This window comes from Streptomyces rimosus (assembly GCF_008704655.1).
GTDB classification, from domain to species: domain Bacteria; phylum Actinomycetota; class Actinomycetes; order Streptomycetales; family Streptomycetaceae; genus Streptomyces; species Streptomyces rimosus.
On the sequence record NZ_CP023688.1, the window covers coordinates 5,203,116 to 5,214,700 of the forward strand.

The 11,585-nt window shown below is 66.2% G+C and carries 22 protein-coding genes; all 22 read left to right on the forward strand.

Annotated features, from left to right (window positions below; genetic code table 11):
• Positions 1–29 precede the first annotated feature (29 nt).
• The gene (gene rplV, locus CP984_RS22215; RefSeq protein ID WP_004571827.1) at positions 30–377 is read left to right on the forward strand and encodes a 50S ribosomal protein L22; all 348 of its coding nucleotides are present in this window, start codon (positions 30–32) and stop codon (positions 375–377) included.
• Positions 377–1,204 carry a 30S ribosomal protein S3 gene (rpsC, locus tag CP984_RS22220; protein ID WP_004571828.1) on the forward strand — a complete coding sequence of 276 codons (828 nt, stop codon included), beginning with the start codon at positions 377–379 and terminating at the stop codon, positions 1,202–1,204. Before rplV ends, rpsC begins: the two co-directional genes overlap by 1 nt.
• A gap of 5 nt (positions 1,205–1,209) precedes the next feature.
• A complete protein-coding gene (gene rplP / locus CP984_RS22225) occupies positions 1,210–1,629 on the forward strand; it encodes a 50S ribosomal protein L16 (protein ID WP_004571829.1) in 420 nt (139 codons plus the stop codon).
• Positions 1,629–1,853, forward strand: a complete 225-nt coding sequence (gene rpmC, locus CP984_RS22230; protein WP_004571830.1) for a 50S ribosomal protein L29 — start codon at positions 1,629–1,631, stop codon at positions 1,851–1,853. Before rplP ends, rpmC begins: the two co-directional genes overlap by 1 nt.
• The gene (rpsQ, locus tag CP984_RS22235; RefSeq protein ID WP_004571831.1) at positions 1,853–2,137 is read left to right on the forward strand and encodes a 30S ribosomal protein S17; all 285 of its coding nucleotides are present in this window, start codon (positions 1,853–1,855) and stop codon (positions 2,135–2,137) included. The genes rpmC and rpsQ overlap by 1 nt, the downstream gene beginning before the upstream one ends.
• Positions 2,138–2,268: 131 nt before the next feature.
• Positions 2,269–2,637, forward strand: a complete 369-nt coding sequence (gene rplN / locus CP984_RS22240; RefSeq protein ID WP_003974257.1) for a 50S ribosomal protein L14 — start codon at positions 2,269–2,271, stop codon at positions 2,635–2,637.
• Between the two features lie 3 nt (positions 2,638–2,640).
• The gene (rplX, locus tag CP984_RS22245) at positions 2,641–2,964 is read left to right on the forward strand and encodes a 50S ribosomal protein L24 (RefSeq protein ID WP_004571832.1); all 324 of its coding nucleotides are present in this window, start codon (positions 2,641–2,643) and stop codon (positions 2,962–2,964) included.
• On the forward strand, positions 2,964–3,524 hold the full coding sequence (gene rplE / locus CP984_RS22250; RefSeq protein ID WP_004571833.1) for a 50S ribosomal protein L5: 561 nt from the start codon (positions 2,964–2,966) through the stop codon (positions 3,522–3,524). The genes rplX and rplE overlap by 1 nt, the downstream gene beginning before the upstream one ends.
• A gap of 2 nt (positions 3,525–3,526) precedes the next feature.
• Positions 3,527–3,712, forward strand: a complete 186-nt coding sequence (locus CP984_RS22255; protein WP_004571834.1) for a type Z 30S ribosomal protein S14 — start codon at positions 3,527–3,529, stop codon at positions 3,710–3,712.
• Positions 3,713–3,977: 265 nt separating this feature from the next.
• Complete coding sequence (gene rpsH, locus CP984_RS22265) at positions 3,978–4,376, forward strand: 30S ribosomal protein S8 (protein WP_004571835.1); 399 nt, start codon at positions 3,978–3,980, stop codon at positions 4,374–4,376.
• A 22-nt stretch (positions 4,377–4,398) separates the two neighbouring features.
• Positions 4,399–4,938, forward strand: a complete 540-nt coding sequence (gene rplF / locus CP984_RS22270) for a 50S ribosomal protein L6 (protein WP_004571836.1) — start codon at positions 4,399–4,401, stop codon at positions 4,936–4,938.
• A 3-nt stretch (positions 4,939–4,941) separates the two neighbouring features.
• On the forward strand, positions 4,942–5,325 hold the full coding sequence (gene rplR / locus CP984_RS22275; protein WP_004571837.1) for a 50S ribosomal protein L18: 384 nt from the start codon (positions 4,942–4,944) through the stop codon (positions 5,323–5,325).
• Positions 5,326–5,370: 45 nt separating this feature from the next.
• Positions 5,371–5,976 carry a 30S ribosomal protein S5 gene (rpsE, locus tag CP984_RS22280; protein ID WP_004571838.1) on the forward strand — a complete coding sequence of 202 codons (606 nt, stop codon included), beginning with the start codon at positions 5,371–5,373 and terminating at the stop codon, positions 5,974–5,976.
• Positions 5,976–6,158, forward strand: coding sequence for a 50S ribosomal protein L30 (rpmD, locus tag CP984_RS22285; protein WP_004571839.1), 183 nt, complete (start codon positions 5,976–5,978; stop codon positions 6,156–6,158). The genes rpsE and rpmD overlap by 1 nt, the downstream gene beginning before the upstream one ends.
• 1 nt (position 6,159) lies before the next feature.
• Positions 6,160–6,615: a 50S ribosomal protein L15 gene (gene rplO / locus CP984_RS22290; RefSeq protein WP_004571840.1), complete on the forward strand. Its 456-nt coding sequence runs from the start codon at positions 6,160–6,162 to the stop codon at positions 6,613–6,615.
• A 235-nt stretch (positions 6,616–6,850) separates the two neighbouring features.
• On the forward strand, positions 6,851–8,164 hold the full coding sequence (gene secY / locus CP984_RS22295; protein WP_004571841.1) for a preprotein translocase subunit SecY: 1,314 nt from the start codon (positions 6,851–6,853) through the stop codon (positions 8,162–8,164).
• On the forward strand, positions 8,164–8,817 hold the full coding sequence (locus tag CP984_RS22300) for an adenylate kinase (RefSeq protein ID WP_004571842.1): 654 nt from the start codon (positions 8,164–8,166) through the stop codon (positions 8,815–8,817). The genes secY and CP984_RS22300 overlap by 1 nt, the downstream gene beginning before the upstream one ends.
• Before the next feature lie 125 nt (positions 8,818–8,942).
• Entirely contained in the window at positions 8,943–9,779 is an 837-nt protein-coding gene (gene map, locus CP984_RS22305; RefSeq protein WP_004571843.1) for a type I methionyl aminopeptidase, read from the forward strand.
• Positions 9,780–9,975: 196 nt separating this feature from the next.
• Entirely contained in the window at positions 9,976–10,197 is a 222-nt protein-coding gene (gene infA, locus CP984_RS22310) for a translation initiation factor IF-1 (RefSeq protein WP_003956442.1), read from the forward strand.
• Positions 10,198–10,256: 59 nt separating this feature from the next.
• The gene (rpmJ, locus tag CP984_RS22315; RefSeq protein WP_003956441.1) at positions 10,257–10,370 is read left to right on the forward strand and encodes a 50S ribosomal protein L36; all 114 of its coding nucleotides are present in this window, start codon (positions 10,257–10,259) and stop codon (positions 10,368–10,370) included.
• Between the two features lie 205 nt (positions 10,371–10,575).
• Complete coding sequence (gene rpsM / locus CP984_RS22320) at positions 10,576–10,956, forward strand: 30S ribosomal protein S13 (RefSeq protein WP_004571844.1); 381 nt, start codon at positions 10,576–10,578, stop codon at positions 10,954–10,956.
• 64 nt (positions 10,957–11,020) lie between these two features.
• Complete coding sequence (rpsK, locus tag CP984_RS22325; protein WP_004571845.1) at positions 11,021–11,425, forward strand: 30S ribosomal protein S11; 405 nt, start codon at positions 11,021–11,023, stop codon at positions 11,423–11,425.
• Positions 11,426–11,585 lie beyond the last annotated feature (160 nt).

Consider the following 11,585-nt stretch of genomic DNA (forward strand, 5'->3'; position numbering starts at 1 on the left):
AGACTATGACTGACACCGAAGGGACAACCATGGAAGCCAGGGCCCAGGCGCGGTACATCCGCGTCACGCCCATGAAGGCCCGCCGCGTGGTGGACCTTATCCGTGGCATGGATGCCACGGAGGCTCAGGCGGTCCTGCGTTTCGCCCCGCAGGCCGCCAGCGTGCCCGTGGGCAAGGTGCTGGACAGCGCCATTGCCAACGCCGCGCACAACTACGACCACACGGACGCCTCCTCGCTGGTCATCAGCGAGGCGTACGTCGACGAGGGCCCGACCCTGAAGCGGTTCCGTCCGCGTGCCCAGGGCCGTGCCTACCGGATCCGCAAGCGGACCAGCCACATCACCGTGGTCGTCAGCAGCAAGGAAGGAACCCGGTAATGGGCCAGAAGGTAAACCCGCACGGGTTCCGGCTCGGCATCACCACCGACTTCAAGTCGCGGTGGTACGCCGACAAGCTGTACAAGGACTACGTCAAGGAAGACGTCGCCATTCGTCGCATGATGACGAAGGGCATGGAGCGCGCCGGTATCTCGAAGGTGGAGATCGAGCGCACCCGTGAGCGCGTCCGCGTTGACATCCACACCGCTCGTCCGGGCATCGTCATCGGCCGCCGCGGCGCCGAGGCCGACCGCATCCGCGGCGAACTGGAGAAGCTGACCGGCAAGCAGGTCCAGCTGAACATCCTCGAGGTCAAGAACCCCGAGACCGATGCTCAGCTCGTGGCCCAGGCCGTCGCCGAGCAGCTGTCCTCCCGCGTCTCCTTCCGTCGTGCCATGCGCAAGAGCATGCAGTCGACGATGAAGGCCGGCGCCAAGGGCATCAAGATCCAGTGTGGTGGCCGTCTCGGCGGCGCCGAGATGTCGCGCTCGGAGTTCTACCGCGAGGGCCGCGTGCCCCTGCACACCCTCCGCGCCAACGTCGACTACGGCTTCTTCGAGGCCAAGACCACCTTCGGCCGTATCGGTGTGAAGGTCTGGATCTACAAGGGCGACGTCAAGAACATCGCCGAGGTCCGCGCCGAGAACGCCGCCGCCCGTGCGGGCAACCGCCCGGCCCGTGGTGGCGGCAACGACCGCCCGCGCCGCGGTGGCGAGCGTGGCGGCCGTGGCGGCCGCAAGCCGCAGCAGAACGCCGCTGCCGAGGCCCCCAAGGCCGAGGCCGCTGCCGCTGCTCCGGCTGCTGAGAGCACCGGAACGGAGGGCTGACCGACATGCTGATCCCTCGCAGGGTCAAGCACCGCAAGCAGCACCACCCGAAGCGCAACGGTATGGCCAAGGGTGGCACCGAGCTTGCCTTCGGTGAGTACGGCATTCAGGCCGTGACCCCCGCCTACGTGACGAACCGGCAGATCGAGTCCGCTCGTATCGCCATGACCCGTCACATCAAGCGTGGCGGCAAGGTCTGGATCAACATTTACCCGGACCGCCCGCTGACGAAGAAGCCGGCCGAGACCCGCATGGGTTCCGGTAAGGGTTCTCCGGAGTGGTGGGTCGCGAACGTCAAGCCCGGTCGGGTGATGTTCGAGCTGTCCTTCCCGAACGAAAAGGTTGCGAAGGAGGCGCTGACCCGCGCCGCCCACAAGCTTCCGATGAAGTGCCGCATCGTGCGGCGCGAGGCAGGTGAGTCGTGATGGCGGCCGGTACCAAGGCGACCGAGCTGCGCGAGCTGAACAACGAGGACCTCGTTGGGAAGCTTCGTGAGGCCAAGGAGGAGCTGTTCAACCTCCGCTTCCAGGCGGCGACCGGACAGCTTGAGAACCACGGCCGGCTGAAGGCCGTCCGCAAGGACATCGCCCGGATCTACACCCTGATGCGTGAGCGCGAGCTCGGCATCGAGACGGTGGAGAGCGCCTGATGAGCGAGAAGAATGTGACTGAGACGAACGAGCAGCGCGGCTTCCGCAAGACCCGCGAGGGTCTCGTCGTCAGCGACAAGATGGACAAGACCGTCGTCGTCGCTGTCGAGGACCGCGTCAAGCACGCGCTGTACGGCAAGGTCATCCGCCGTACGAACAAGCTCAAGGCGCACGACGAGCAGAACGCTGCCGGTGTCGGCGACCGCGTCCTCCTGATGGAGACGCGTCCGCTTTCGGCGAGCAAGCGCTGGCGCATCGTCGAGATCCTCGAGAAGGCCAAGTAAGGAATTTCCCGTTCGGGAATTCCGCTAGATACCGCCTGGGGGGTTTCCCCCAGGTCAGTTCCGCCAGGCTCGGCGGTGGGCCTCCGCAGTGAGGCCCCCGCCGGGAACCGGCAGACGATCAGGAGATAGACGTGATCCAGCAGGAGTCGCGGCTTCGGGTCGCCGACAACACGGGTGCGAAGGAAATTCTCACCATCCGTGTTCTCGGTGGTTCGGGCCGCCGCTACGCGGGCATCGGTGACGTCATCGTCGCCACCGTCAAGGACGCGATCCCCGGTGGCAACGTGAAGAAGGGTGACGTCGTCAAGGCGGTCATCGTTCGCACCGTCAAGGAGCGCCGCCGTCCGGACGGCTCGTACATCCGCTTCGACGAGAACGCGGCCGTCATCCTCAAGAACGATGGCGACCCCCGCGGCACCCGCATCTTCGGCCCCGTGGGCCGGGAGCTGCGCGAGAAGAAGTTCATGAAGATCATCTCGCTCGCGCCGGAGGTGCTGTAACCGATGAAGATCAAGAAGGGCGACCTGGTCCAGATCATCACCGGCAAGGACAAGGGCAAGCAGGGCAAGGTCATCGCGGCCTTCCCCCGCGAGGACCGTGTCCTGGTCGAGGGTGTCAACCGGGTCAAGAAGCACACCAAGGCCGGTCAGACCGCTCGTGGCTCCAAGACCGGCGGCATCGTGACGACCGAGGCCCCGATCCACGTGAGCAACGTGCAGCTCGTCGTGGAGAAGGACGGCAAGAAGGTCGTCACCCGCGTCGGGTACCGCTTCGACGACGAAGGCAACAAGATCCGCGTTGCCAAGCGGACCGGTGAGGACATCTGATGACTGCCACCACCAACGCGCCGCGCCTCAAGCAGCGCTACCGCGAAGAGATCGCCGGGAAGCTGAAGGACGAGTTCTCCTACGAGAACGTCATGCAGATCCCCGGTCTGACCAAGATCGTGGTCAACATGGGTGTGGGCGACGCCGCCCGCGACTCCAAGCTGATCGAGGGCGCCATCCGCGACCTCACCACGATCACCGGCCAGAAGCCGGCCGTCACCAAGGCCCGTAAGTCCATCGCGCAGTTCAAGCTGCGCGAGGGCCAGCCGATCGGTGCCCACGTCACCCTCCGCGGTGACCGCATGTGGGAGTTCCTGGACCGCCTGCTGTCGCTCGCGCTCCCGCGCATCCGCGACTTCCGTGGTCTGTCCCCGAAGCAGTTCGACGGTCGGGGCAACTACACCTTCGGTCTCACGGAGCAGGTCATGTTCCACGAGATCGACCAGGACAAGATCGACCGGCAGCGGGGCATGGACATCACCGTGGTCACCACGGCGTCCAACGACGATGAGGGCCGCGCCCTGCTTCGTCACCTCGGCTTCCCGTTCAAGGAGAACTGACCGTGGCGAAGAAGGCTCTGATCGCTAAGGCGGCCCGCAAGCCGAAGTTCGCTGTGCGCGCGTACACGCGTTGCCAGCGCTGCGGCCGGCCGCACTCCGTGTACCGCAAGTTCGGCCTGTGCCGCGTGTGCCTTCGTGAGATGGCTCACCGTGGCGAGCTGCCGGGCGTGACCAAGAGCTCCTGGTAACACCCCTTCCCGTTCGTCCGACCAGCGCCCGCACGGGCGCCCGGCGGGCGAAAGGAGTCACGTGGGTGGTTCCGGAGTCTCTCGGTAAGCATCTGTTCGGCGGGGCCCCGCCCTTTGATCCCGTAGGGTAGAAGGGTTGGGCGCCCCGCCGCCCAGGAACGACTTACTACGCCGAAGGTCCCCGCGCCGCACCCGTCCCGACCCTGATCGGGGAGAGGGATGGCGCATACAGGAAACCCCGGCGAGAGAGGCCGAAGGCCAATTCATGACCATGACTGACCCCATCGCAGACATGCTCACGCGTCTGCGGAACGCGAACTCGGCGTACCACGACACCGTCGTGATGCCGCACAGCAAGATCAAGTCGCACATCGCGGAGATCCTCCAGCAGGAGGGTTACATCACCGGCTGGAAGGTCGAGGACGCGGAGGTCGGCAAGAACCTCATCCTCGAGCTGAAGTTCGGTCCCAACCGCGAGCGCTCGATCGCCGGCATCAAGCGCATCTCGAAGCCGGGCCTGCGGGTCTACGCAAAGTCCACCAACCTGCCGAAGGTGCTCGGCGGCCTGGGCGTGGCGATCATCTCCACGTCGCACGGTCTCCTCACCGGTCAGCAGGCCAGCAAGAAGGGCGTAGGCGGAGAAGTTCTCGCCTACGTCTGGTAATTCGGGAACGGAGGAATAGCTAATGTCGCGTATTGGCAAGCTGCCCATCCAGGTTCCCGCTGGTGTGGACGTCACCATCGACGGCCGCACGGTTTCGGTGAAGGGTCCCAAGGGCTCCCTGCAGCACACCGTCGCCGCGCCCATCGAGGTCGCCAAGGGTGAGGACGGCGTCATCAACGTCACCCGCCCGAACGACGAGCGTCAGAACAAGGCCCTGCACGGCCTGTCCCGCACGCTGGTGGCGAACATGATCACCGGCGTGACCCAGGGATTCACCAAGGCGCTCGAGATCAGCGGTGTCGGTTACCGCGTCCAGGCGAAGGGCTCCAACCTGGAGTTCTCGCTCGGTTACAGCCACCCGATCCTGGTCGAGGCGCCCGAGGGCATCTCGTTCAAGGTCGAGTCCCCGACCAAGCTGAGCGTCGAGGGCATCGACAAGCAGAAGGTCGGCGAGGTCGCCGCGAACATCCGCAAGCTGCGCAAGCCCGACCCGTACAAGGCCAAGGGCGTCAAGTACGCCGGCGAGGTCATCCGCCGCAAGGTCGGAAAGGCTGGTAAGTAAGCCATGGCATACGGTGTGAAGGTCGCGAAGGGCGACGCCTACAAGCGCGCCGCCGCCAAGCGTCGCCACATCCGCATCCGCAAGCGGATTTCGGGTACGCCGGAGCGTCCGCGTCTGGTCGTGACGCGGTCCAACCGCGGTATCGCCGCCCAGGTCATCGACGACATCAAGGGTCACACCCTGGCGTCGGCGTCGACCCTGGACGCGTCGATCCGCGGTGGCGAGGGCAACAAGACGGACCTGGCCAAGCAGGTCGGTTCCCTGGTCGCCGAGCGCGCCAAGGCCGCCGGCGTCGAGGCCGTCGTGTTCGACCGTGGTGGCAAGCAGTACGCCGGGCGGATTGCCGCTCTGGCCGACGCCGCCCGCGAAGCCGGGCTGAAGTTCTAAGCCCCGGTTCCGAGCTAGCGGACGTAACAGAGAGAGGTAATTCCAATGGCTGGACCCCAGCGCCGCGGCAGCGGTGCCGGTGGCGGCGAGCGGCGGGACCGTAAGGACCGGCGGGACGGCGGCGCTGCTGCCGAGAAGACCGCTTACGTCGAGCGGGTTGTCGCAATCAACCGCGTCGCCAAGGTTGTGAAGGGTGGTCGTCGCTTCAGCTTCACCGCGCTGGTCGTGGTGGGCGACGGTGACGGCACCGTGGGTGTCGGTTACGGCAAGGCCAAGGAGGTGCCGGCCGCCATCGCCAAGGGTGTGGAGGAGGCCAAGAAGCACTTCTTCAAGGTCCCCCGTATCGCCGGCACCATCCCGCACCCGATCCAGGGCGAAGAGGCTGCGGGCGTCGTCCTGCTCAAGCCGGCTTCCCCCGGTACCGGTGTGATCGCCGGTGGCCCGGTGCGCGCCGTCCTGGAGTGCGCGGGCATCCACGACGTGCTGAGCAAGTCGCTCGGCTCGTCGAACCCGATCAACATCGTGCACGCCACGGTGGCCGCTCTGCGGGGCCTGCAGCGCCCCGAGGAGATCGCCGCCCGCCGTGGCCTGCCGCTGGAGGACGTTGCTCCCGCCGCTCTGCTGCGGGCGCGTGCCGGGGTGAACGCGTAATGGCTTCGCTCAAGATCACGCAGACCAAGTCCATCATCGGCAGCAAGCAGAACCACCGCGACACCCTGCGTTCGCTCGGCCTCAAGCGGGTCAACGACGTGGTTGTCAAGGAGGACCGCCCCGAGTACCGCGGCATGGTGCACACCGTCCGCCACCTCGTGACGGTTGAGGAGGTCGACTGACATGGCGGAGAACAACCCGCTGAAGGTCCACAACCTCCGTCCTGCCCCGGGCGCCAAGACCGCCAAGACCCGTGTGGGTCGTGGTGAGGCGTCCAAGGGTAAGACCGCTGGTCGTGGTACCAAGGGCACGAAGGCCCGTTACCAGGTTCCGGAGCGCTTCGAGGGCGGCCAGATGCCGCTGCACATGCGCCTCCCGAAGCTGAAGGGCTTCAAGAACCCCGCCCACAAGCAGTTCCAGGTCGTGAACCTGGACAAGCTGGCCGCGCTCTACCCGCAGGGTGGCGAGGTCACGGTGGCCGACCTGGTCGCCAAGGGCGCGGTGCGCAAGAACGAGCTCGTCAAGGTCCTGGGCCAGGGCGAGATCTCCGTGGCGCTGACGGTGACGGTGGACTCCGTTTCCGGCTCCGCCAAGGAGAAGATCACCGCTGCCGGTGGCAGCGTCACCGAGCTCATCTGAACTCAGTGAATCAACTGACCGGGGATGCCCACGTATTGGGGCATCCCCGGTCGGTCGTTCCAAGGGGGGCCTGGTCGCCGGTAAGGTGGCGTGCACTGTTGCTGTATTTTCCGGGGGTTCTTCCCCCGGGCCCCCACCGCGTGGGCTAATGTCTGCGCGGTTTTGGCCGCTTTGTATCCGTCGATCCTTTAGACCGTCACCTCTCGCTCCAGAGGCGGGAGGCGCAGGAGGCACCGTGCTCACCGCGTTCGCCCGAGCGTTCAAGACGCCCGACCTGCGCAAGAAGCTGCTGTTCACATTGGGCATCGTGCTCGTCTACCGGCTCGGAGCGCACGTTCCGGTGCCGGGGGTGAACTACTCCAATGTCGAAACCTGCATGAAGCAGGCCGGCGCCAATGGCGGTCTCTTCGGCCTGGTGAACATGTTCAGCGGTGGTGCGCTGCTCCAGATCACGATCTTCGCGCTGGGGATCATGCCGTACATCACGGCAAGCATCATCCTCCAGCTGCTGACGGTGGTCATCCCCCGTCTGGAGGCCCTGAAGAAGGAGGGCCAGTCCGGACAGGCGAAGATCACCCAGTACACCCGGTACCTGACCGTCGCGCTGGCGGTCCTCCAGGGCACCGGCCTGGTCGCCACCGCCAAGAGCGGCACGCTGTTCCAGGGCTGCCAGCTCGCCAGCCAGATCGTGCCGAGCGACTCGATCTTCACCACGATCACCATGGTGATCACGATGACCGCCGGTACGGCCGTGGTCATGTGGCTCGGTGAGCTGGTCACCGACCGCGGCATCGGCAACGGCATGTCGATCCTGATGTTCGTCGGCATCGCGGCCGGCTTCCCCGGCTCGCTGTGGCAGATCAAGCTGTCCGGCAAGCTGGCCGACGGCTGGATCGAGTTCTTCTCCGTCATCGTGGTGGGCCTGGCCATGGTCGCCCTGGTGGTCTTCGTCGAGCAGGCCCAGCGGCGTATCCCCGTGCAGTACGCCAAGCGGATGATCGGCCGCCGCTCGTACGGCGGCACGTCCACCTACATCCCGCTCAAGGTGAACCAGGCGGGCGTCATCCCCGTCATCTTCGCCTCGTCGCTGCTCTACATCCCGGCGCTGGTGGCCCAGTTCAGCGGCTCGAAGGCGGGCTGGGCGGTCTGGATCGAGACCAACTTCACCAAGGGCAACCACCCGGTCTACATCGTCACGTACTTCCTGCTGATCGTCTTCTTCGCGTTCTTCTACGTCGCCATCTCCTTCAACCCCGAGGAAGTTGCCGACAACATGAAGAAGTATGGTGGCTTCATCCCGGGCATCCGGGCTGGTCGCCCCACGGCCGAGTACCTCAGCTACGTGCTCAACCGGATCACGTGGCCGGGCTCGCTGTACCTGGGTCTGATCGCGCTTGTGCCAACAGTGGCGTTGGTGCTGTTCAAGGCCAACCAGAACTTCCCGTTCGGCGGGACGAGCATCCTGATCATCGTGGGTGTGGGTCTGGAGACCGTGAAGCAGATCGAGAGCCAGCTCCAGCAGCGCAACTACGAAGGGTTCCTCCGCTGATGCGAATCGTCCTCGTCGGGCCTCCTGGGGCAGGCAAGGGTACGCAGGCCGCGTACCTGGCCAAGAACCTCTCGATCCCGCACATCTCCACGGGCGACCTGTTCCGCGCCAACATCAGCCAGGGCACGGACCTGGGCAAAGAGGCCAAGTCCTACATGGACGCGGGCAACCTGGTGCCCGACTCGGTGACGATCGCGATGGCCGAGGACCGGATGGACCAGCCGGACGCCGAGAACGGCTTCCTGCTGGACGGCTTTCCGCGCAACATCGGCCAGGCCGAGGCGCTGGACGCCTACCTCAAGGGCAAGGGCGTGAAGCTGGACGCCGTCCTGGACCTGGAGGTCCCGGAGGACGAGGTGGTCAAGCGGATCGCCGGCCGCCGGATCTGCCGCAACGACAGCAGCCATGTCTTCCACGTGGACTACCACAAGCCGAAGACCGAAGGTGTCTGCGACATCTGCGGCGGCGACCTCTACCAGCGCGAGGACGACCGCGAGGAGACCGTCCGCAAGCGGCTGGAGGTCTACCACACGGAGACCGAGCCGATCATCGACCACTACAAGGCGCAGGACCTGGTCGTCACGATCCCGGCCCTCGGCAAGGTGGACGAGGTCACCCAGCGCGCGATGGCCGCGCTCGGCCAGGGCGAGTAGCTCCCCGAAGATCAGCGCTTACGGCCGCGGTGCCCGGGTACGGGACCGCGGCCGTATCGTGTAATGGCGCGGCCCGGTGCCGCGGCAGCGTCGTAGTAGTCGGTTTGAGGAAGGCGTAAGCCACCATGGTGGAGATCAAGACCCCCGAGCAGATCGCGAAGATGCGCGAGGCGGGGCTGGTGGTCGCCGCCATCCACGCGGCCACCCGTGAGGTGGCGGTGCCCGGCGCCACCACCAAGGACCTGGACGACGCCGCGCGCAAGGTGCTGGCCGAGCACGGCGCCAAGTCGAACTTCCTCGGGTATGGCGGCTTCCCCGCGACGATCTGCACGTCGGTCAACGACGTCGTCGTCCACGGCATCCCCGACACCGAGACCGTCCTCGCGGACGGCGACATCATCTCCATCGACTGCGGCGCGATCATCGACGGCTGGCACGGCGACGCGGCCTATACCGCCTTCGTGGGCTCCGGTCACTCTCCGGAACTGGTCGAGCTGAGCCGGGTCACCGAGGAGTCCATGTGGGCCGGCATCGCGGCCGTCCGCAAGGGCAACCGCCTGGTCGACATCTCCAAGGCCATCGAGGGCTACATCCGCCGGCAGCCGCGGCCGTCGAACGGCAAGTACGGCATCGTCGAGGACTACGGCGGCCACGGCATCGGCTCCGAGATGCACATGGACCCGCACCTGCTGAACTACGTCGACCGCAAGCGCGGCCGCGGCCCGAAGCTGGTCCCGGGCTTCTGCATCGCCATCGAGCCCATGGTCAACCTGGGCACGCCCAAGACCCACGTCCTGGAGGACGACTGGACGGTCAAGTCGAACGACGGCAGCTGGTCCTCGCACTGGGAGCACTCCGTCGCGCTGACCGAGCAGGGCCCGCTGGTGCTGACCGCGCCGGACGGCGGCAAGGCGAAGCTGGCCGAGCTGGGCATCGAGGCCGCTCCGGACCCGCTGGGCTGATTTCCGCCCGTACGGCGGGTGGCACGTGGCCGACCCCGAGGCGTAACGATCACAGAGCGTGGGCAATAATCGTGGATTCGTCTTTTCGGGAACGCTGACGTAGACTGACGCGTCGGCTGTCGTGCATCCGTGTGCCTGTTTGCCGGGCATGCATCCGTACGAAGTCGATCAAGGTAGCCGATTCGAAGGGCGAAGCGTGGCCAAGAAGCAAGGTGCCATCGAAATCGAGGGCACCGTGATCGAGTCCCTCCCGAACGCGATGTTCAAGGTGGAGCTTCAGAACGGTCACAAGGTCCTCGCGCACATCAGCGGCAAGATGCGGATGCACTACATCCGCATCCTCCCGGATGACCGGGTCGTCGTGGAGCTTTCTCCGTACGACCTGACGCGTGGCCGGATCGTCTACCGCTACAAGTAGATCTTGTCGACGCCCCCTCCCGTGGGGTGGCGGCACTGACCCGGAGAACCTCACATCCCATGAAGGTCAAGCCGAGCGTCAAGAAGATCTGCGACAAGTGCAAGGTGATCCGCCGCCACGGCCGGGTCATGGTGATCTGCGACAACCTGCGCCACAAGCAGCGCCAGGGCTGACGCACGCCGACCTCTCTGCATTTCGCAGTTTCTTCGCGCGACGCAAACGCACAGCAATACGTACATACGCAGACACCCGACCCCTCGCGTCCATCGCGCGGGGACGACACCCCCGGCTCGGAGGCCGGGGACCCGGCTCGTACTGACGAAGAGTCTTACGGGAACGGTGCTGCGGAAGACCTCCGAATACCTCAGGAGCCAATAAATGGCACGCCTCGCAGGCGTTGATCTCCCGCGCGACAAGCGCGTCGAGGTCGCCCTCACCTACGTCTTCGGCATCGGGCGCACCCTGTCGCAGCAGACCCTCGCCGCCACCGGCGTGAACCCGGACACCCGCGTTCGCGACCTGGCCGAGGAGGACCTGGTCAAGATCCGCGAGTACGTGGACAACAACCTCAAGACCGAGGGTGACCTCCGTCGCGAGATCCAGGCCGACATCCGCCGCAAGGTCGAGATCGGCTGCTACCAGGGTCTGCGTCACCGCCGCGGCCTGCCGGTGCACGGTCAGCGCACCAGCACGAACGCCCGTACCCGCAAGGGTCCGCGTCGCGCGATCGCCGGCAAGAAGAAGCCGGGCAAGAAGTAGTCCTCAGCGGACGCTCATCAGCGGTCTTCGCTGTAGGACCGACCACCTCCACCGGGAGTAATACATGCCTCCGAAGGGCCGTACGGCCGGCGCCAAGAAGGTGCGCCGCAAGGAGAAGAAGAACGTCGCCCACGGGCACGCTCACATCAAGAGCACGTTCAACAACACCATCGTTTCGATCACCGACCCCACGGGCAACGTGATCTCCTGGGCCTCGGCGGGCCACGTGGGCTTCAAGGGCTCGCGCAAGTCCACGCCGTTCGCCGCGCAGATGGCTGCCGAGTCGGCCGCCCGCCGCGCGCAGGAGCACGGCATGCGCAAGGTCGACGTCTTCGTCAAGGGTCCCGGCTCCGGCCGTGAGACCGCGATCCGCTCCCTCCAGGCCACCGGCCTTGAGGTCGGCTCGATCCAGGACGTCACCCCCACGCCGCACAACGGCTGCCGTCCCCCCAAGCGTCGCCGCGTCTGACGCATGGCGGTCCGTACGGGCCGCCGCCTGTCGGTCCGCGCTCCGGCGCGGGCCGTCACCGGGCACTTTTCGGGCGGTACGCCGCGACTCCTGGGAGTCGTGCCGTGCCGCCCGTACCCTTGTAGAAACCGCCGGGCCACCGTCCGGCGCAGCTGGCATC